Genomic DNA, 20,907 nt, shown 5'->3' on the forward strand with positions numbered 1-20,907 from the left:
CCCTTACAGTTCCGGTTTTGCTTTATGATGTTCTGTTGCCTGTTCGAATGCATGAGCCGCGCGGTAAACGGTTTTCTCGTCAAAGTGCTTGCCGATAATCTGCAGGCCGAGCGGAAGACCGTTTGCAAAGCCGCACGGTACGGAGATTCCAGGTACGCCGGCAAGATTCACAGGGATCGTCAGAATATCGTTCGCATACATGGTCAGCGGATCATCAATTTTTTCGCCAATTTTAAAGGCAGGTGTTGGCGTTGTCGGTCCAACGATTACATCGTATTTTTCAAACACATCTTCAAAGTCCTTTTTAATCAGTGTGCGGACTTTTTGTGCTTTTTTATAGTAAGCGTCATAGTAGCCGGAGCTTAGGGAGAACGTACCAAGCATAATGCGGCGCTTTACTTCGTTTCCGAAGCCTTCTGCGCGTGTCTGCTTGTACAGATCCAGAAGCGATTCCGCATTGTCTGTCCTGTAGCCGTAACGGATGCCGTCAAAGCGGGACAGGTTGGAGGATGCTTCCGATGAGCTCAGCAGGTAGTAGGTGGCAAGCGCATATTTGGAATGCGGAAGAGAGACTTCTTCCCAAGTGGCGCCAAGGCCTTCCAGTACTTTCAGTGCTTCAAGGACAGCGTTTTTCGCTTCCTCGCCGACACCTTCTCCTAGGTATTCCTTCGGCACAGCAATTTTCATTCCTTTAACATCCCCAGTCAGAGAAGAAAGGAAATCAGGCACATCTACATTGGCGGATGTGGAATCCATTTCGTCAAGGCCGGAAATCGCCTGAAGCAGGAACGCATTGTCCTCAACTGTGCGGGTAATCGGTCCAATCTGGTCCAGAGAAGAAGCGAACGCGATCAAACCATAGCGGGAAACACGGCCGTAAGTCGGCTTCAATCCAACAACACCGCAGAATGCTGCCGGCTGGCGGATCGAGCCGCCTGTGTCAGACCCAAGGGAGAACGGCACTTCGCCTGCTGCAACAGAGGCAGCAGAGCCGCCGCTTGAACCGCCTGGCACTGTTTCAAGGTTCCACGGATTTTTAACTGGCGCAAAGCCTGAGTTCTCGTTAGAAGAACCCATCGCAAATTCATCCATGTTCAGCTTCCCGATTGTGACAGCTTCTGCTTCTTTCAGCTTGCTGACAACGGTCGCGTCATAGATCGGATCAAAGTTTTCAAGAATTTTACTCGCTGCTGTCGTTCGGAGGCCTTTTGTGACGATGTTGTCCTTCACACCGATCGGCATTCCGTAAAGCAGGCCAAATTCACTTTTCCCCTCAAGAGCATCATCCAGCTCTTTTGCATAAGCGCGCGCTTTTTCTTCATCAAGCGTTAAAAACGCCTGAACCTTATCGTCCACGGCTGCAATTCGTTTGTACGATTCAGAAACAAGGTCTGTAACCGATACTTCTTTTTTATGTAGTAATGCTTTTAATTCGGAGACTTTATGATCAAATAAAGACATCTCTTTTCCCTCCCCTATTCAAGAATCGTTGGTACGCGGACATAGCCGTCCTTTTTATCAGGAGCGTTCTTCAGTACGTCCTCAACAGGCAGACCTTTTTTCGGTACGTCGTCTCTCATAACATTTTTCATATCCAAAACGTGAGAAGTCGGTTCAACATTCTCCGTATCCAGTTCGTTCAATTGCTCGGCAAAGCCGATAATCGCATCCAGCTGCTTTGTGAAAAGGGCTGCTTCTTCTTCTGTGATCGCCAATCGGGCAAGGTGTGCAACATGCTTAACCTGCTCATTTGAAATGCGTGACATATTCCTTCACCTCCGAAATATTCGTACTAAGACAATACTCTGATCATACCAAATCTGAGACTGCCTCTGCAAGGCTTGGCAAGCGGCGGCAGGGGGCAATAACAATTATTAACCCAATATTAAATATTGGTAACATATTAAGAATCCTTCATAAAATTGAAAGGAAATTTTTAAGCACTGTCTAATTACTAGGTAGTTCATATTAACTGTAACCCGGATCAGGAGGAAAGTATGGAAAACGAATACAGGCTATTGGCTGAAAAACTTGAAGACTCACATTCCCAGCTTGCCAGTAGACTAATGGCCGAAAATGACTGCTGTTCAAATTTCTCAGAATTTTCATTTAATAATACATTACCATTTCGCTATTTAGCCGCTGCCCTTGCCTCCGATGAACCTGTTCCTGAAGCCGAAGCCATGTTTGCCGGCTTCGGAAAAGAAATGGCTCTTTCCAAGGTTCCTTTTCATGTGCTGAAAGATTACTTATATTGCTTTAAAGAAAGCATCACCTTATTTCTAGAAGCAGAAACCACATCAGTCAAAACAGCGATGCTCGTTGTCAAAGTCACAGATTCAGCCGTAAAAAGCACTTTCACCACTTTTCGGCGATTCCAAAAAGACAGCCAGCTGGCAAACAGGCTGAGATCACTGTATGAAGAAGAAAGAATCACACTTAAAGAGCTGAAAGATTTAAAGAACGCCCTAAAAGAGGCTACGATTTTCACCATTACAGATAAAAATGATAAGATCCGCTATGCAAATGAAAAGTTTTCAGAGATCACTAAATATTCTTCGGAGGAATTAGCGGGGAAAAATCATCATTCTCTTCTCTACTCTGGCTGCCATAATGATGAATTTTATGCTGAAATTAGAAGAGCCATTAAAAATGGCGAGATTTGGAACGGCGAGATTTGCAACAAAGCAAAGGACGGCTCCCTTTTCTGGGTCGACACCACGATCATCCCCTTTATGGACAGCGAAGGTGAAAGCTACCAGCACATCTCGATTCAGCATGATATTACAGATAAGAAAAAAGCGGAAGAATCTCTACAAAAAGCTGAAAAAATATCACTGATCGGCGAGATGGCTGCAGGCCTTGCTCATGAAATCCGCAATCCCCTCACAACGATCAAGGGCTTTATGCAGATTCTCGGCAACTTTTCCGAGGATAAAAAAACACTGTACTCAAAAACAGTGCTGGAGGAAATCGAAAGAATCAACTTTATTGTCAGCGAACTGATGGTCTTCTCGAGACCCCATGCCATCCCGTTTAAAGACTGCTGTCTTGCTGAAATTATAGAAAATGCTTCCGAAATTCTGGCTTCTGAAGCAGAATTTAAAGGGATATCCCTTACAAGCCGGGTGCGAGCGCCAAAAACGGTTATAGCCGGTGATAAAAATCAGCTGACACAGGTTTTTCTAAACTTGATTAAGAATGCGATTGAGTCTCTGCCCCTCGGCGGAAATATTGATCTTTTCCTTACAGGAGACCATGAAAAAGCCAGGATTATTGTAGCGGACAACGGCATCGGCATGAGTCCCGTCCAGCTTGAAAGGCTTGGAGAACCTTTTTTCACAACAAAGGAAACCGGAAACGGGCTTGGCCTTATGGTCAGCTATAAAATCATCGAGACCCATCAAGGATCTCTTTTGGTAGAAAGCGAGCCAAACAAAGGGACCCGCTTTGTCATAACCTTCCCAGTTTAAGCCTGAGTATTGATCTCAGGCTTTTTTGTTTGCGCTGTTTTTCTTATAATCAAACGTTTGTTTAATGGCATATGCTCCAGAATTTACATACTTTATATAAAAGATAGACAAGAGGTGAATTCCGTGTCATACCCCCTCTTCCTTATCACCGGGATAAGCGGGGCCGGCAAGTCGACAACAGCTGAGGCTCTTGGCAAAGTCCTGCCTGAGTTAAATGTGTTTGATATGGATTTAATTGTGACAAATGGAGACTATCTCGCAGCTGCCCATAATTGGCTGAAAATTGCCTATGTCAGCGGTGTGAATGGCCGGTTGACCGTTTTGCTCGGCAACTTCCCCTATCCTTATGACCTCAGACAGTTTGGTTTATTCAGCGCCTTTTATCCGGTGCACACCCTTCATCTTCACTGTTCAAAGCATGAGCGGATCAAGCGCCTGAGCGCACGCAAAGGGTGGTCAAGAAGATCCCTTCGCGGTGCTGTTCTGCAGGGGGAAGCCATGCTTGCCCGATCCGAATCGGCTGTCCCTCCCATTCCCGTTATCAATACAGGTACAATGACTCCGGAGGCTGTTGCGGAAGCGATCAAGCAATGGATTCTGGAGAAGCTTTAAAAAATGCAGCTCTGCCGTTTGCAGAGCTGCTTTGTTATTTCCCATTAACAATTTTGCGGTTTTTCCCAGCGCCGATCCCAAAGAAAAGAATCAGTGCAGAAATGGCGATCAATAAGCCAAGCGGCACATTCCAGCCGTTTGTCTGATCATGAAGAAATCCAAACAGCGTAGGTCCGATGGATGCGAGCAGATATCCAATCGACTGCGCCATGCCTGACAGCTCTGCAGCCTGATGGCCGCTGCTTGTGCGGAGGCTGAAAAACATCATCGCGAGACTGAAGGCTGAGCCGCCGGCGATTCCGATCATCATGACCCAAACTGGGATCAAGGCAGTGCTTCCCAAAAGAAGCCCTGTTGTACCGCCAAGAAACAAAACGCCAGTAATTGCTACAAGCGGTGTCTGGCTTTTCATTTTCCCTGCCAGAATCGGTACGGCAAAAGTAAACGGCAGCAGCGAAAACTGGACTAATGACAGCGTCCAGCCTGCCTGACCAGAGGCAAGACCCCTCTGCTCAAGGATTTCCGGCAGCCAGGCTACAATAATGTAAAAAACCATCGATTGCAGCCCCATGAAAAGGGTAATCTGCCAGGCAAGCGGTGAGCGCCACAGATTTACATTCTCTGAGGTTTGGCTCTGAACAGCTTTCTCCTGTTTTCTCCGATTTTTCATTTGCGGCAGCCAGAGAAGCATTGAAACAAAAGCGAGCACTCCCCAAACACCAAGTGCTCCGTGCCAGCCAAGTCCAAGACTTGTCCCGATCGGAACACTGAGACCAGATGCCACCGCACCCGACAGATTCATAGAAACGGAGTAAACGCCTGTCATGACGCCGACTTTCGCCGGGAACTTCTGCTTAATAATGCTCGGCATCAGCACATTGCAAACAGCGATGGCAAGACCAACACAAGCGGTTCCTGTAAAAAGGGCGCCTTCCCCTGCGAGAGAACGAAGCACAATCCCGACTGTCAAAAGCCCCATCGCAGCAAGCAGCACTGCTTCAATTCCATAGCGGCGCGCGAGCCTTGGTGCGAAAGGGGACAGCAGCGCAAAAGCGATCAATGGAAGCGTCGTCAAAATTCCCGCAAGCGTATTGGAGATGCCAAGATCCTCCTTAATAAAACCAACAAGCGGTCCCACCGATGTAAGCGGAGCCCGTAAATTTGCGCCCACAAAAATAATCCCGAGCACAAGCAGCAGCCCGCCGCCAGCAACCGATAGGGACTTGGAATCTAATTCTGTATGTGATGGTTCAGATGTATTCAAGCTGACTCCTCCATAGTTTTTTAGTAAAAGAGAAAAAGAGGATAGATTTGGATGTGGTACAATTTGAACTTTATCACTGAGGATTTTTTATGTAAACCAGTTTGGAAATAGTCAGAACAATAAGATTCGGAGGATGGGTACAGTGGCGGTATGACGGCTTTTTTAGACTATGGGGTTCAGAGTTTCTTTTATGAAAGGGTTTGAACGGTTTATGCGCGGTTCTTTTGATTTATGCGCGAATCCCTCCTCTTATGCGCGGCTCTTTTGATTCATGCACAAATCCACCACTCTATGCGGAGCCGATCCTCAACAAATCCTCTCATTAAAAAAACAGCCCCCAGAAATAGAGGGCCGTTCCCAAATCAAAGCTGTTCAGAAGTTGTCTTCGCTTGCATGTGAAGCACAAGGTAATCCGGGCCGCCGGCTTTGGAATCTGTGCCGGACATGTTGAAGCCGCCGAATGGCTGGTAGCCTACGATGGCGCCTGTGCAGCCGCGGTTGAAGTAAAGGTTTCCGACTTGGAAATCTTCGCGGGCCTGTTCGATATGAGCGCGGTTGTTGGAGATAACAGCGCCTGTCAGGCCGTACTCTGTGTTGTTCGCAATGTCGATGGCTTCATTGAAGTCTTTTGCTTTTGCAATAGCAACAACAGGGCCGAAGATTTCTTCCTGCATAACGCGGGCTTTCGGATCAACGTCAGCGATAACCGTCGGCTTGATGAAGAAGCCTTTGGAGTCATCGCCTTCTCCGCCTGTCAGCAGACGGCCTTCGCCTTTTCCGATTTCAATGTATTCCATGATTTTGTTGTAAGCTGGCTGATCAATAACAGGACCCATAAATGTGGATTGATCTGTTGTTTCGCCAACACTCAGTTCTTTCGTCAATTCTACGACTCTATCAACCACTTGGTCATATACTTCTTCAAGAACTACTGCACGGGAGCAGGCAGAGCATTTTTGGCCGGAGAAGCCGAATGCTGATTTAACGATTGATTGTGCAGCAAGCTCAAGATCAGCCTCTTTATCTACAACAATCGTATCTTTGCCGCCCATTTCCACGATCACGCGCTTCAGCCACTGCTGGCCTTCCTGAACTTTTGCAGCACGTTCGAAAATGCGTGTTCCGACTTCACGTGAGCCAGTGAAGGAGATAAAGCGTGTGCGCGGATGGTCAACAAGGTAGTCGCCCACTTCTGCGCCGCTTCCCGGTACATAGTTTAATACGCCTTTTGGAAGTCCTGCCTCTTCCAGTACCTCTACAAACTTCGCCGCTACTACAGGTGTAGAAGAAGCCGGCTTCAGAAGAACCGTATTTCCTGTTACAAGTGCAGCAACAGTCGTTCCCGCCATAATGGCGAAAGCAAAGTTCCACGGAGAGATAACGATGCCGATTCCAAGAGGAATGTAACCGTAGCGGTTATACTCGCCAGGACGGCTTTCAACAGGCTGTCCGTCTTTCAAAAGCAGCATTTGACGGGCATAGTATTCCATAAAGTCAATCGCTTCAGCAGTATCTGCATCAGCTTCGTTCCAAGGCTTTCCTGCTTCTTTTACAAGCAAAGCGGAAAACTCATGCTTTCTGCGGCGCACGATGGCAGCAGCGCGGAAAAGAATATCAGCGCGGACTTCCGGCTTTGATTTCCTCCATGTATTAAATGCCTCATCAGCAGCTTTCATTGCTTTTTCGGCAATTTCTTTATTCGCTTTAGAGACGTGTCCGATTACCTCTTCTTTGTTGGCAGGATTAATGGAAACGATCTTGTCATCAGTAGAGATGCGCTCTCCGCCGACAACCAGGTCATAGTCCTGTCCCAAATAGGATTTTACAGTTTCTAATCCTTCTTCAAACGCTTTCTTGTTGGACTCGTCTGAGAAATTCGTGAAAGGTTCATGCTTGTATGGTAATACCATTAAAATACGCCTCCTTTTAAACTAAAACGTTTACAATTTATATTCTATCTCATTAGCTGAAAAGCTTCAAACAATGAGGAAAAGTCGCAATTTTGAGTTTTTTTACATATATTCCTTTACAGGAATATTCCCCAAGTGTTATATTATAAGCGAAAGGAGATTTTGAACATGGGCCAGGAACTAACACCTATTTTGATTGCACTTGCAGAGCCTAAACGTTTAAACATCGTCGAGCTCCTCCGAAAAGGGCCGCTCACTGTCGGCGAAATTGCAGAGCAGCTCGGTCTTTTGCAGCCTCAAACGTCGAAGCATTTGAAGGTGCTCAGCGAAGCAGGCCTTGTGGAAGCTGAAGCACATGCCAACCGGCGCCTCTATAAGCTCAGACAAAAACCCTTTGAAGACATGAATGACTGGCTGCATTCCTTTCACCAGGTATGGAACGGCCGCTTTGACCGATTGGAAAAGTATTTGGAGAGCATGCAAAAGAATCAATAAAATGAGGGAGGAATCAGGATGGGTGAAAAACAGGCAGTACATGGATTGAGCTATACGGCAGAGGGACGGGAACTTACGATTGAAAGGATTTTCAACGCTCCTAAGCATTTGGTTTTTCAAGCTTATGCTGAAAAAGAGCATTTGGAAGCCTGGTGGGGACCTGAAGGCTGGGCAACAACCGTCAGCCAATTTGACTTTGTCCCTGGGGGCGTCTGGCTGTACTGCATGAAGTGCCATGACAAAAACCAGGGAGATTTTTACGGCCAGGTATCCTGCGGAAAAGCTGTTTATCAGGAAATCATCCCTAATGAGAAAATCGCCTATATTGACTTTTTTACAGACCAGGAAGGAAATGTAATGGAAGAAATGCCGGAAATGGCCATTACAATGGAATTTCATGAAGAGGGCGCTCAAACTAAGCTTATTACACGCTCTACATTCGCTTCAGCCGAACTCCTGCAGCAAGTAAAGGATATGGGAATGCTTCAGGGCACAGCTTCCCAATTTGAAAAACTTGACACCTACCTCGAAAAGCTCTCCTGATGACAGACAAAAAAGGGACCCCGTGACGGAGGTCCCTTTTCCCATTATTGATAAACATGCGTATCAGGCTTCTTCTGTCCCGGAGCTCTGGTGATGAGAGCTTCCTGGCCATCCGTTGAGAAGATGTTGACTTCAAGATCAATATAATCCGGGAAGTAGTCAACAGCCTTTCCTGTTACAAATTGAGTAAAGGCAATCACTTCTGCCTTACCGTAAAATTGCATCGGAATATCAATCTTCAGTGATTTCATTTCGCCATCTTTATAAAATGCCTTTCCAACTGCACCCGTATAGTTCGGGAAGAAGGAAGCCACATCATCCTTAAACCGGCCGAAGTTCTGGGCATCATCGCGGTACTTATTTGCTGCCTCAGCAGACGGGAAGAAATAATAGTGCTCATCAAGAGAATCCCAATTTCCAAGGCTGCTGCTTCCTGAGCGGGCTTCAGCCTTCGCAATGAAGTTTCCTGGCACAATCGAGGATTTTGGCGCCTGTTTATAAAGGGCGATGACAATCGGAACATTCTCCATGCCGTCCATTTGCCTGACCTGGCGCAGCACCTCTGCCCCGATTTTTTCACCCTGTGATCTGATGGTGCTGTCATCCATCGGCTTGTTTTGCGGATTGCCGGCAGCATCTTTTGAATAGTCAACAGAGTTAAGAGCAAGTCCGATCACAACACCGCCAAGCTCTACCGTGTTTTCATTCTTTTTCACAAGATAATCCTGCTCAAGAACACTTGCTAAATATTTCGTGCTGCTCTGGCCCTCTTTTCCTGAGGGAGGGTTCAGGCCATTTATAAATTTCTTATCCGCTTTTTTTGCTGCGTCAAGCTCTTTGCCGCTTTTTTCAAAACCGAGCCAGCCGCTAATCGTCGTTTTGGGGATCTTCTGGCCTTCCTGATAAACGTATTTGTCAGCTGCAAAAGACTCCTGGGCCTGCCTCATAAGGCCTGTTTCAAATTCATTAAGATCATACCGTGTATTCAGCCGTGAAGCAGACAGCCCGCGCGCATCAGCAGCGACAAACGGGAGAATCGTTTTATAATAATTGTCCGAGATATTGTAGCTTGGTATAAACGCTTTCTGCTTGGAATCGGTTTCCGTGTTTTTGACCACTTCATCCTGATTCCCGAAATTCGGCATACATCCTGAAACCGCAAAGGTGCACACCAGTAAAATCGCCCACTTTTTCAAGGGTAAACACTCCTCTAACCTTTTGCTGCCTTCGCAGCTTCTATTTCATAGCTCAAGCTTTAGCCGAGCTCTTCAATCAGTCTCGCTTCGTCCCATACTTCGATGTTTAATTCTTCTGCTTTTGAAAGCTTGCTGCCTGCTGCTTCCCCTGCAATCACAAGGTCTGTGCTTTTGCTTACACTGCCTGTTACTTTACCTCCGAGCGCTTCGATGCGCTCTTTTGCTTCATTTCTTGACAGCTGCTCGAGCTTTCCAGTCAGGACGATTGTTTTGCCTGCGAAAACAGAGTCGCTTTCTTCTGCTGCCTGAAGCTTCGGTCCTTTGTACTCCATGTTGACTCCATGGCTTTTCAATTCCTCAATCAGTGTGATGACCTCTGCCTGTTCAAAATAGGTGACAACAGAATCAGCCATCTTTTCTCCAATCTCACTGATGGCTACTACTTCTTCCTTCGATGCATTCATCAGCCTGTCCATTGTCTCGAAGTTCTGCGCAAGGGTTTTGGCAGCTTTTGAACCGACATATCTGATGCCGATGCCAAAAAGAAGCTTTTCCAGTGAATTCTGTTTTGACTGCTGAATCGCATTCAGCAGATTTTCCACTGATTTTTCACCCATCCGTTCAAGAGCGATAAGCTGCTCGCGTGTCAGTTCGTAAAGATCTGCCACATCAGTAATCAGCCCTTCCTGGAAAAGCTGGGCAATAACCCGCTCACCGAGTCCGTCAATGTTCATCGCATTTCTGGAAACAAAATGAATCAGACCTTCCCGGATCTGTGCAGGGCATTTTGGATTGATGCACCTGAGCGCGACTTCTCCTTCAATGCGGACGAGTTCGCTTCTGCACTCAGGGCATTCTTCAGGCATATGAAAATCGGTTTCTTCGCCTGTCCGCTGATCAACAAGCACATTGACCACTTCGGGAATAATGTCTCCGGCTTTTTTCACCACAACATAGTCGCCGATTTTAATGTCCTTCTCGCGGATCAGGTCCTCGTTGTGGAGTGAAGCCCGCTTTACCGTTGTTCCTGCCACTCTCACCGGCTCTAAGATCGCAGTCGGGGTCACGACGCCTGTTCGCCCGACATTCAGTTCAATATCAAGCAGCTTTGTCATGACTTCTTCTGCAGGAAACTTGTAGGCGATGGCCCAGCGCGGGCTTTTAGCAGTATAGCCGAGCTGCTCCTGCTGCTCAAGTGAATCAACCTTTAAAACAAGGCCGTCAATTTCATATGGAAGGGATTGCCGTTTATCCTGCATCTCATGCAAAAGATTGATCACTTCATCAATATTTTCGCATTTTTTTCTTTCACGATTTGTTTTAAAGCCAAGCCTGTCCAGCAGATCAAGGCCCTCGCTTTGTTTTTTTACGCCTGTATCGCCGATCTCCCCAATACCATAGACGAAAATGTCGAGATTTCGTTTCGCGGCAATTTTCGGATCAAGCTGGCGAAGAGAGCCTGCGGCAGCATTCCGCGGGTTGGCAAAAGGCTCTTCCTCTCTCTCAAGCTTCTGCTCATTCAGTCTCTCAAAGGATCTCTTCGGCATAAACGCTTCACCGCGCACTTCCATGCTGTAGCGCTTTTTCAGCCGAAGCGGAATGGTATGGATGGTGCGGAGGTTTTCTGTAATATCCTCACCGATGGTGCCGTCTCCTCTCGTCGCACCCCTTACAAAAAGCCCTTCTTCATATCGCAGCGAAACAGCAAGCCCGTCGATCTTCAGCTCAAACACATACTGGAAATCCTCTCCGATCACTTGGCGCACTCTGCGGTCAAAGTCGCGCAGATCCTGTTCGCTGAACGCGTTGGCAAGACTCAGCATAGGGGTGTTGTGCTCCACTTTCTGAAACCCTTCGAGAATTTCCCCGCCCACTCTCTGGGTCGGAGAATCAGATGTCCTTAATTCCGGAAACTGCTCTTCAAGCTTCACCAGCTCCTGAAGGCGCGCATCGTATTCAGCATCCGGCACGCTCGGTTTATCAAGAACATGATAATCATAACTGTACTGATTCAGCAGATCATGAAGCTCCTGGACTTTCTTTTGGGCTGTTTCGATATCCATGCTTTCCCAATCCTTTCCTGACAGGGTTTTATACTTTTGTTATCGGCGCAAATTTGGCCATTAGACGCTTAATGCCGACAGGACTTGGAAAAGCAATATCAAGCTCTTTTCCTTCGCCTTCGCCTTTCACGCTCACAACTGTACCTGTGCCCCATTTTTTGTGCTCTGCTTTGTCTCCGACAGCCCAGCCGATGCTTTCGCCGCCTGTTGAAGCTGGGCGGGTAACAGCCGGGCGCTTTTCAGGACGCTTATAAGGGTTATGCAGCTCTTTGAGCGATTTATCATTTAAGTTTTCTAATAGTGTTTCCGGAATTTCCCCGATAAACCTCGATTCAGGGTTCATGCTCGTGCGGCCGTAAAGTGTTCTCATCTGGGCATTTGTTATGTACAGCTCCTGCTCAGCCCTTGTGATGCCAACATAGGCAAGACGCCGTTCTTCTTCCATTTCCCCTTCTTCCATCAGGGAGCGGCTATGCGGGAAGACGCCTTCCTCAAGGCCGATCAGAAAGACAACCGGAAATTCAAGTCCTTTTGCTGAGTGAAGCGTCATCAGCACAACGGCTTCCTGAACGCCTGTATCGTCCTTATCAAGCTGATCAATATCTGCAACAAGCGCGAGATCCGTCAGGAAGGCTACAAGGCTTTTGTCATCTTCACTCTGTTTTTCAAAGTTTTGGGTCACAGACAGAAACTCGTCAATATTCTCGAGCCTGCTCTGGGATTCGATCGTTTTTTCCACCTTCAGCATTTCCCTGTAGCCTGACTTCTCCAGAATTTCCTCTGTCAGCTCTGTCACACTAAGGTAATCCTGCATGTTCGCAAGGTTCCGGATGAAATCGCGGAACTCAGTCAGTGCGTTAATGACACGGCCGCTCACGCCAATAAGCTGAATATCATCAATCGCCTGGAAAAGCGAGAGGTCATGATCTGCAGCATAAGCCGCCACTCTGTCAAGCGATGTAGCGCCAACGCCCCTTTTCGGCACATTCACAACCCGTGCAAAGCTGATGTCATCATCAGGATTGGAAATCAGCCTCAAATAAGCAAGCAGATCCTTGATCTCTTTTCTGTCATAGAACTTGATGCCGCCGACGATGGTATAGTTGATGTTTGATTTCAGCAGGATTTCCTCTATTACACGGGACTGGGCATTGGTTCTGTATAGAATGGCAATGTCGGAGAGCTTGCGGGTGCCGCCGTTTTCGGTCAGCTGCTTAATTTTCCCCGCTACAAACTGCCCTTCTGCTGCTTCGCTGTCAGCTCGGTAATAATAGAGCTTCTGCCCGTCCAGATTTTCCGTCCACAAGTTTTTCGGTTTGCGGTTGGCGTTGTTTTTAATCACTTCGTTCGCCGCTTGGAGAATGCGCTTTGTAGAGCGGTAGTTCTGCTCAAGCAAAATCATTTTCGCCTGTGCATAATCCTTTTCAAAGGAAAGAATGTTGGCAATGTCGGCTCCGCGCCATTTATAAATGGACTGATCAGAATCACCGACAACACAGATGTTTTGAAAACGGGAAGCCAGGAGCTTAACGAGCATATACTGGGCTCTGTTCGTATCCTGGTACTCATCAACGTGGATGTACTGGAATTTGCGCTGATAATATTCAAGCACTTCCGGCACTTTCTGAAACAGCACGATGGTCATCATGATGAGATCGTCAAAATCAAGCGACTGGTTCTTCCGGAGCTTTTTCTGGTAATCCTGATATACCGTATTCACCACTTGTTCAAAGTGGCCTCCAGCTGTTTTTTCGTAGTCTTCAGGGGTTTGCAGTTCATTTTTCGCACTGCTGATTGAGCCGAGCAATGTCCGGGGATCATATTTTTTCGGGTCAAGGTTCCGTTCCTTTAAAATCGATTTGATCACGGAAAGCTGGTCAGCGGAATCCAGAATCGTAAAATTGCGGTTATATCCAATTCTGTCTATGTCTCTCCGCAAAATTCTTACACACATGGAGTGAAACGTTGAAATCCAGATTTCGTCGGCACCGGGTCCGAGAAGCTTTGATATTCTCTCCTTCATTTCTCTTGCAGCTTTGTTTGTAAAGGTGATCGCAAGGATATTCCAAGGGGCTACCTGTTTTTCGACCATCAGATAGGCGATTCGGTGAGTCAGCACCCTTGTCTTTCCGCTTCCTGCGCCAGCCATGATTAATAGCGGTCCGTCTGTTGCCTTTACGGCATTTTGCTGCATTTCATTCAGTCCGCTCAATAGTTGATTTGTAATGAATTGCATTTTATTCACATCCTATATCAAACGTATGTTCTTATCTCTTAGCATAACCGAACAGCCGTTAATTTAGCAATTATTCTTTCGCTGCTTTGACCGTTTTCAGCGCTGCTTCCAAATCTTCATAAATGACATTTCCTACAACAATCGTGTCTGCATGCCGGCTCATTTCTTCCGCCTGCTCCTTTGACTTTATGCCTCCGCCGTAAAACAGCCTCGTCTTATCCAAAACAGCTTTTACATCTTCCACAAGCTGCGGATTTCCGTAAGTTCCGCTGTATTCCATATAAAAAATCGGAAGTGAAAACATCTTTTCAGCCATATGGGCGTATGCGATCACATCGTCCGGCTCAAGCGCTGCCTCTGCATCTGTCAGCACTGCTGCCTTGCAGTCCGGATTCAGAATGCAGTATCCCTCTGTGATAATTTCGTCCCAATTCATCAGCTCGCCGTATTCCTTCACAGCCTCTTTATGTAAATTCACAATCCATTTCGGGCTGCGGCTGTTCAGCACTGTCGGTATAAAATACAAATCAAACCCCGGCATAATGGCTTCCGAGGCTGAAACCTCCAATACGCAAGGAATCAAATACCTTCTCACTCTTGCCATCAAGTCCAGCACAGCATCTTCTGTTACATTGTCGCTTCCGCCAATAATCACGGCATCTGTCCCTGATTCGCAAATCCTTTCAAGATGCTCATCACTGATCTCTTTGTCAGGATCGAGCTTAAACACATGGCGCCATTCTTTTACATCATACACAGGCAACCCTCCCTACAAGCTTGTTTCATCTATGGCTGAGCTTCCTTAGCAGAAAGCTTTCTCTCAATCAGAACTTTTCCATTCCATTATTATATCAAATTCAGCACCACGGAACAGCATTGGCCGGAATTTCTAATATTTGATTTTCAGAAAAAAAAAACAGCCCAATTTCAAAATTGGACTGTTTCTCTTAAGATTCGCTCGGCTGCTTATGCACGCGGTCAAGCGCCATTGTATAGGCATCATTGCCATAGTTCAGGCAGCGCTTCACGCGGGAAATAGTGGCGGTGCTGGCTCCTGTTTGTGTTTCAATTTTATGGTATGTGTTGCCGTCTCTCAGCATTCTTGCCACTTCAAGCCTTTGGGCAAGGGACTGGATTTCATTCACAGTGCACAGGTCGTCGAAAAAGCGATAGCACTCTTCTAAATCTTTTAATGATAAAACGGCTTGAAACAGCTGATCCAGTTCTTTACCGCGAAGTTTATCAATTTGCATGTATTTTTCTCCTTTTCATCCATGTCTGATTCCGAGAGGTGCGCTGGAATACCGAAACACGGCGATATTTATTATCAGGCGATAAGCAGATTAGTTTTCGTCATTGGGCTTTATGCATGTCAATGTTGTCTGGCGGCCGGAAAAAGCTTTGCTGCCTATAACTTTTATCCTTTCCTATTTTAACGCATTATCGACGGAAAGAGTACCGTTTTTTTCTTGACGTCATAGATGCCTCTTGGCGTAATCCGGATAAACGGCAGATGAGTGGACGATAGGAAAAAAAGCGAATAGATCGGGTCGTCAAATGCATAGCCGCGTTCTCTTAATACCGCATCAAGCTTTTTCACCTGCTGAATCAGCTCGGGCATCTCCAGGAGAGACGCTCCGCCATTGGCATGGAGCGGCACTTCATGAAGAATTTCATCACCAGCTGCCAGCACAATTCCCCCGCCAAGCTCTTTCATCCTATTAAACGCCGTCACCATGGCCTGTTTGCTTTTTCCGATTAAAATAATGTCACCGGATGTTGAGTAAGAGCTCGCTAGACCTGGCACATTTCGGGCAAAGCCTTTCAGCACCGTATTGATTCGCCATCCGCCCTGCCTGTCGATCAATGCCAGGAAGCATTCATCACAATCAGGCGGCAGCTCATTTGCTGAAGAATCCATCGACAGGCGGTAAGGCTCCATGATGACCGCATTTTTCATATTCACGCCTATCGGCATGGAAAACTGCAGATCATCCTGGGACAATTCCCATGAAAGCTCAAGCGGACGGAAGCCCATTTCCCCCAGGTCAGCTTCCGGAAAATGGCCTGTGTCCCTGCCGTCTTTTTTCAGCCAGATGCCTTTTGATAAAACGGCTTCAGGCAGCGGATCATCCAGGTCGCTTAATATATTCAGCGTCGCGTATCTCCCTGGTGTCGCTGAGCCAAGAAGGTGGTCAATGGAATAATACCGCGCAATGTTGTAGGTCGCCATTTTATAGGCATCGATCGCAGGGACGCCATGTTCAAGAGCGATTTTGATCAGCGTATTTGTGATGCCTTCCTCGTAATAAGCAGGCGTTGCACCGTCTGTTGTAAAAAACAGATGATCAAAGCTCTGAAGGTTGGCGATTTGCAAACCCTTCAATAATACAGGGAGATCCGGGCGGATGCTAGAATGCCTTAAGGCTGCGTAATATCCCTGCATCAGCCTTGTCATTACCTCTTTTCCTGTCATGGCTTCATGATCCGCATCAGCGCCGAACAGTTTCATTTTAGCGAGCGTCCGCTCCGAAGCGCCCGGGAAATGGCCTTCAACCCGTTTTCGGTTCCGCTTCAGCTCCTGAATGTAATACAGCATCAGGTCATCGCCGCCGAGGAGCCTCGGCCAGCCTGTCAGTTCGCCGCCCTGGATGACGCAATCATTCTCGATCCATTTTTTCATTGTTTCAGGTGCCAATATTTTATCTTCATCAAGAACTTCTGTCTGCAGATCAAGCCTTGCCCACCAATACGTATGAACAGGAAGCTCTTTAAAACGCTTCATAAAGGTAAGCGCTTTCTTTTTATCGCACTGCAAAATCAGGCTCAGGTTGTCATTTATAAGGGTTGTTGTCCCAAACTGCGCTGCATACTTTGCCAGCGTATGGGGATTATATAGTTGAAATGGATGGGCGTGCGGCTCTATATAGCCCGGCACAATCCACTTGCCGGCACAATCAATGATTTCCGTGCCGTCAGTCTGTTCCGGAAGCTCCTCGCCCGCGTAAACAATTCTGTCTTCGTATATCCAAATATGGGCTTTTACCCATTGATTGCAGTAAGGATTCATCGTCATGCTGTTTTTTAAGAGGATGGTTGGTGCTGTCTGATTGGATGCTACGCCAATCTGTTCACGAATTTTACTTGATTTCCAATGATATTTCTCCTCAGACATAGGGAGCAGCCTCCTTCTCAAAGCTTCCTTTACATGTTAGCACAATTAATCCGTTACCGCACTAAAGAATTAAGCGTTTTCATAAAACTTTCACATTCCAGAATGGAGGAACTACAATGGTAAAACCAAACATCGGCATTGTAAATGCCCTCATCCGCATTACCATCGGCATGACCATCGTCTCTATCGCAGGTGCCAGATACACAAAAAGACCAGGCAAAGAATCCCTGATTCTACTGATTATGCTCGGCGCCATGAAAGTCGGCGAAGGCATTCTGCGCTTCTGCCCTGTTACCTTCATGGTCCAAAAAGCCGCTCAGGCTAAAGAAGATACTGGCCACGGCTCTGAAAGCTATCCTGGTCCAAGCACCTACAACCCTTCCTGATATGACTGACTATCTTGTCCACATGACCTTTCTTATGGCTGCATTAATCGGCGGTATTGTGGCATTGGTTTACTTAGTTATTCGGGGAAGAAGATCTTAATGGAGGAACTGCCGGCTATTGGGCTGGCGGTTTTTTTATTTTGGATCGGGAGCTGGGTTTGAACATTGGGAGCTGCATATAAACGTAGGAAGCCGCATATAAACGTTTGAACCTGCAAGGATCTCCGGGAAGCCGCACATAAACTCATGAACCTGCAAGCATCTCCGAAAGCCGCACATAAACTCATGAACCTGCAAGTACTTCTGAAAAGCCGCATGCAACCCCCTGAACCTGCAAGCATCTCCGGGAAGCCGCACATAAACTCATGAACCTGCAAGTATTTCTGAAAAGCCGCATGCACCCCCCTGAACCTGCAAGCATCTCCGGGAAGCTGCACGTAAACTCATGAACCTGCAAGGATCCCCTCCAACCCGCATGTAAATTTTCAAAAGCTGCAAATAAAAAGCTGAAACCTGCAAATAAATCTTCAAAAGCCGCATATAAAACTCTCAAACCCGCACGTAAACCATTAAAAGAGTGCTTGAAAATGTTTAAAAACGCTCCGTTTTCTAAAAAACAGGAGAAATGTGCACGTTTTCTTGCAAAAATGCTTGAAAATAAGGTGAAATTCGCTTTGAAAGGTGAATAAAAGGCCAGCATTGGGCGCTGTCTTACTTACGATAAAAAAGAACCTCTAACAGGTTCTTTTTTACGTTAAATTTCTTTCTCCCCCGCTAAACGCCATCACTGCGAAGCATGTCATAAAACCAATCATCGTAAAAAGAAGAAGGAACACCATAAGAAAACCGGCGCACGATTCTGAATCCATGCCAGCAGAAACCTGCCATGTATAGATGCCAAGAAAAATATAGCTGCTGCTCCCTGCACTTGCTGCAATGATTCGGTTCCTGATGCTTCCTTTGTAAAACAGGCTGATCGTTTTCCAGCAAAACATGGCAAACAGCACAGCCAGAAAAAACAGAACAAAATTGACTCCATTCATCATTCCAAAGCCAGATATCTCAAAGATCTCCACTAATAGATAGGTGACAAGCAAGTTCAGTCCACATACAAATCCTCCTGCAAGCCATGGACTTTGAAACCTTATTTTTTCTATCAACGGAAGCACAGCCAGCTTTCCCAGCAAGCATACGAAGACGTAAAGCCCGCCAGAGACTCCCGCACTGATCACCGCATAAATTATCAGACTTGCGGCCATCTCTCTCCTCCTTATGGAAATTTTTAGTAAATAAAGATTAACACAGTGCCCATTACAATCCAATAACAATTATTTCATCTCTGAAATATTGTGATCTTTTTTGAACCTCGTCCCGTTAGCCAACTGTACCAAAAATTAAGGAGGAGATTTCAACATGTTTAAAACCATTGCAGCAACAGGGTTAGCAGCGAGCTTGGCGTTTGGAGCAGCAGGCGGCGCAGGAATTGCGTCAGCTAGTTCAGGATCATCCGACCTAAATTTGGATACAAAGCTTAATGTGATGGCTGAAAACCATCAAAAATTCAGTAAATATGAATTTTCTAATTGGGCAAAGCAAAATGGATGGACAATGGGCGACTTGGAAAAATGGGCTGATGAGAACAATATGTCCGAGAAAGAAATGCAGTATTGGTTCAAGCAAAGCGGCTTTAGCAGTGAAGACAGCTCCAAATTTGATTTTGACTTAGGTGCCGGCCTATCTCTGAATTCCATTTTAAACAGTGATTATGGAGATCGCAGCAGCGAAAGCTCCACAAATGCGGATTTAGGAGTGGCGCTTCATGCCATGTCAGAAATCCACCACAAGTTTTCAGAATCTGAATTTTCCAGCTGGGCAAAAGAAAATGGCTGGACAATGGGCGATTTAGAGAATTACGCTAAGGAAAACAATATGTCTGAACGCGACATGCAAAATTGGTTTCAGCAAAAAGGGTTTAGCAGTGAAAGCAGCTCCAAGCTTGATTTAGGATTGGATGCAAATCTTTCTTTAAGCTCTATTTTCAACAATGATCATGAACATGGCGGTTATAACCATAACAATGACGGCCTTCTTGGCGGATTGCTTGGCGGCATCCTATAATATAACCAACTGCAAAAAGAGATTCCCCGGGCTGCCGGGGAATCTCTTTTTTGCTTTATAATCCTCTTCCAAGGTTTTCGGTGCCGCTGCTTTTTTTCATAATCGGCAGCAGTGTGCCGATGCCGATCAAGAGAAGCACGGCAGAGATTTCATAGATGAAAACAATGGACAGGTTGAATTTCAGCCATCCGGCGAGAGACATGGTAATCACCATGGCCCCCATAAAGAGCGGGTTCAGAATACCATTAACACGGCCGATAAAGGCTTCTTCTGTATTTTGGAGGATCATGGTGTTGATCCCGATGTTGATGCATGGCATAAAAACACCTGCGAAAAATTGAGCGGCCAGTGTGAGCCAGAGAATGGTGGAGAATCCCATGCAGATAAAACCGACAGCGCTCGCGAGCATTCCCAAGGAAAGAAGGACCTGCGGGCTTGCTTTTTTAGAGATCCCTACGGCTAATCCACCGCCGAGAATCATCCCGATTCCGAAGGCTGCCATAAGCCACTGCAGGTCTTCTTTCGGCAGGCCGAGCCTTTCAGTGATCAGGAACACGCCGAGCGGCTGGGTCAGCCCGATCGCCAGGCCGGCCGCGGCAAAGCAGCCGCCAAGAAGCGTCAATGGCTTGCTGCCGAGAACATAGCGGAAGCCGTCTTTCATTTCCTGCATCAATGTGGTCTTGCCTTTTGCCTCCTGATCGATCCTGTCTGCCGGAAGCATCAGCAGGACTCCGGCTGAGAGAAGAAAGGCTGCCCCCATAATGCCGATTGCTGCGTAAATGCCGAAATTCTGATAAACAAAGGTTCCGATCACAGGTCCCAAAATCATAAAGAGCGCAAAAACCGTCTGGTACATCGACATCCCCATCTGGATAAGCTCAGCGGGAACGTGCAGCTTAAACAGCTTCATCCCTGATGGCTGGGAAAACTGCGACAAAATAGAAGAAACAAGTGTGACGAAGAAAATGACCTTCCAATCCCCGAACATCAGCGTCAATAGAACCGCAAAAACAGAGACGGCACTTAATAGATCGCACCAAACCATTGTTTTCTTCGGCTTCCAGCGGTCAGCAAAAGTTCCTCCTATAAAGGAAAAAAGAAAGATGGGCGCAAATTCCGCAACTGAAATCAAAGAAACAGCAATTGGGTTCTCGTGCGTTTTTTCAATCACAAACAGCAAAATGGAATAATTCCGCACCCAAATGCCGATTTGCAGGAATAAGACGGAAAGCAGGATGGTGCGGATAAAGCGGTTTCTGAACAGCTCTCCCATCCCTGGTTTCGGCTGTGCTAGTGTTTCACTCATATAAAAAGCCTCCTGTTTGCCTGGACAGGAGGCTTTGCTTTTGCCGATTTGGCCAGACGCATGCCATGGGCATACTTCTGCTTGAGCGGCGAAAAGGCAAACTAATCCTGTCCAGAAAAATGATCGCAAA

General features: G+C 46.7%; 20 protein-coding genes. 7 read left to right on the top strand and 13 right to left on the bottom strand.

The window, feature by feature from the left end:
- Positions 1-3: 3 nt before the first annotated feature.
- The gene (gene gatA / locus LRR81_RS09105) at positions 4-1,461 is read right to left on the bottom strand and encodes an Asp-tRNA(Asn)/Glu-tRNA(Gln) amidotransferase subunit GatA (protein ID WP_231789036.1); all 1,458 of its coding nucleotides are present in this window, start codon (positions 1,459-1,461) and stop codon (positions 4-6) included.
- A 14-nt stretch (positions 1,462-1,475) separates the two neighbouring features.
- Complete coding sequence (gatC, locus tag LRR81_RS09110; protein WP_231789037.1) at positions 1,476-1,766, bottom strand: Asp-tRNA(Asn)/Glu-tRNA(Gln) amidotransferase subunit GatC; 291 nt, start codon at positions 1,764-1,766, stop codon at positions 1,476-1,478.
- Between the two features lie 231 nt (positions 1,767-1,997).
- On the opposite strand from gatC, the gene LRR81_RS09115 reads away from it, so the two are divergent.
- Positions 1,998-3,473, top strand: a complete 1,476-nt coding sequence (locus tag LRR81_RS09115; protein ID WP_231789038.1) for an ATP-binding protein — start codon at positions 1,998-2,000, stop codon at positions 3,471-3,473.
- A gap of 123 nt (positions 3,474-3,596) precedes the next feature.
- On the top strand, positions 3,597-4,085 hold the full coding sequence (locus tag LRR81_RS09120; protein ID WP_231789039.1) for an AAA family ATPase: 489 nt from the start codon (positions 3,597-3,599) through the stop codon (positions 4,083-4,085).
- 34 nt (positions 4,086-4,119) lie between these two features.
- On the opposite strand, the gene LRR81_RS09125 is transcribed toward LRR81_RS09120, so the two are convergent.
- Both LRR81_RS09125 and pruA read right to left on the bottom strand, forming a co-directional pair.
- Positions 4,120-5,283 carry a CynX/NimT family MFS transporter gene (locus tag LRR81_RS09125; protein ID WP_231789090.1) on the bottom strand — a complete coding sequence of 388 codons (1,164 nt, stop codon included), beginning with the start codon at positions 5,281-5,283 and terminating at the stop codon, positions 4,120-4,122.
- 428 nt (positions 5,284-5,711) lie between these two features.
- Positions 5,712-7,259, bottom strand: a complete 1,548-nt coding sequence (pruA, locus tag LRR81_RS09130; RefSeq protein ID WP_231789040.1) for an L-glutamate gamma-semialdehyde dehydrogenase — start codon at positions 7,257-7,259, stop codon at positions 5,712-5,714.
- 168 nt (positions 7,260-7,427) lie between these two features.
- Here pruA and LRR81_RS09135 point away from each other — a divergent pair, with 168 nt between their 5' ends.
- Complete coding sequence (locus tag LRR81_RS09135) at positions 7,428-7,754, top strand: ArsR/SmtB family transcription factor (RefSeq protein WP_231789041.1); 327 nt, start codon at positions 7,428-7,430, stop codon at positions 7,752-7,754.
- Positions 7,755-7,772: 18 nt separating this feature from the next.
- Entirely contained in the window at positions 7,773-8,297 is a 525-nt protein-coding gene (locus LRR81_RS09140; RefSeq protein ID WP_231789042.1) for an SRPBCC family protein, read from the top strand.
- A gap of 44 nt (positions 8,298-8,341) precedes the next feature.
- Here the strand turns inward: LRR81_RS09140 and LRR81_RS09145 are convergent, their stop codons facing one another.
- The 6 genes from LRR81_RS09145 to LRR81_RS09170 form a co-directional block, all read right to left on the bottom strand.
- Entirely contained in the window at positions 8,342-9,442 is a 1,101-nt protein-coding gene (locus tag LRR81_RS09145; RefSeq protein ID WP_331716330.1) for a CamS family sex pheromone protein, read from the bottom strand.
- A 110-nt stretch (positions 9,443-9,552) separates the two neighbouring features.
- Entirely contained in the window at positions 9,553-11,556 is a 2,004-nt protein-coding gene (gene ligA / locus LRR81_RS09150) for an NAD-dependent DNA ligase LigA (protein ID WP_231789044.1), read from the bottom strand.
- 28 nt (positions 11,557-11,584) lie between these two features.
- The gene (pcrA, locus tag LRR81_RS09155; RefSeq protein ID WP_231789045.1) at positions 11,585-13,792 is read right to left on the bottom strand and encodes a DNA helicase PcrA; all 2,208 of its coding nucleotides are present in this window, start codon (positions 13,790-13,792) and stop codon (positions 11,585-11,587) included.
- Positions 13,793-13,862: 70 nt separating this feature from the next.
- Positions 13,863-14,549 carry a heptaprenylglyceryl phosphate synthase gene (gene pcrB, locus LRR81_RS09160; RefSeq protein ID WP_231789046.1) on the bottom strand — a complete coding sequence of 229 codons (687 nt, stop codon included), beginning with the start codon at positions 14,547-14,549 and terminating at the stop codon, positions 13,863-13,865.
- Between the two features lie 190 nt (positions 14,550-14,739).
- Positions 14,740-15,045, bottom strand: a complete 306-nt coding sequence (locus tag LRR81_RS09165) for a YerC/YecD family TrpR-related protein (RefSeq protein WP_231789047.1) — start codon at positions 15,043-15,045, stop codon at positions 14,740-14,742.
- Between the two features lie 179 nt (positions 15,046-15,224).
- Complete coding sequence (locus tag LRR81_RS09170; RefSeq protein ID WP_231789048.1) at positions 15,225-16,967, bottom strand: adenine deaminase C-terminal domain-containing protein; 1,743 nt, start codon at positions 16,965-16,967, stop codon at positions 15,225-15,227.
- Positions 16,968-17,083: 116 nt separating this feature from the next.
- On the opposite strand from LRR81_RS09170, the gene LRR81_RS09175 reads away from it, so the two are divergent.
- Together LRR81_RS09175 and LRR81_RS21420 are read left to right on the top strand one after the other, a co-directional pair.
- On the top strand, positions 17,084-17,353 hold the full coding sequence (locus LRR81_RS09175) for a YgaP family membrane protein (RefSeq protein WP_231789049.1): 270 nt from the start codon (positions 17,084-17,086) through the stop codon (positions 17,351-17,353).
- A gap of 1 nt (position 17,354) precedes the next feature.
- Complete coding sequence (locus tag LRR81_RS21420; protein WP_408631593.1) at positions 17,355-17,453, top strand: EYxxD motif small membrane protein; 99 nt, start codon at positions 17,355-17,357, stop codon at positions 17,451-17,453.
- Between the two features lie 183 nt (positions 17,454-17,636).
- Here LRR81_RS21420 and LRR81_RS09180 read toward each other — a convergent pair whose 3' ends face one another.
- Complete coding sequence (locus LRR81_RS09180; protein ID WP_231789050.1) at positions 17,637-18,053, bottom strand: hypothetical protein; 417 nt, start codon at positions 18,051-18,053, stop codon at positions 17,637-17,639.
- Between the two features lie 49 nt (positions 18,054-18,102).
- The gene (locus LRR81_RS09185) at positions 18,103-18,612 is read right to left on the bottom strand and encodes a hypothetical protein (protein WP_231789051.1); all 510 of its coding nucleotides are present in this window, start codon (positions 18,610-18,612) and stop codon (positions 18,103-18,105) included.
- Between the two features lie 154 nt (positions 18,613-18,766).
- On the opposite strand from LRR81_RS09185, the gene LRR81_RS09190 reads away from it, so the two are divergent.
- Entirely contained in the window at positions 18,767-19,471 is a 705-nt protein-coding gene (locus tag LRR81_RS09190; RefSeq protein ID WP_231789052.1) for a hypothetical protein, read from the top strand.
- A 55-nt stretch (positions 19,472-19,526) separates the two neighbouring features.
- Here the strand turns inward: LRR81_RS09190 and LRR81_RS09195 are convergent, their stop codons facing one another.
- Positions 19,527-20,777, bottom strand: a complete 1,251-nt coding sequence (locus tag LRR81_RS09195; protein ID WP_231789053.1) for an MFS transporter — start codon at positions 20,775-20,777, stop codon at positions 19,527-19,529.
- Between the last annotated feature and the right edge of the window lie 130 nt (positions 20,778-20,907).

This window comes from Metabacillus kandeliae (assembly GCF_021166585.1).
Lineage (GTDB): Bacteria > Bacillota > Bacilli > Bacillales > Bacillaceae > Metabacillus_B > Metabacillus_B kandeliae.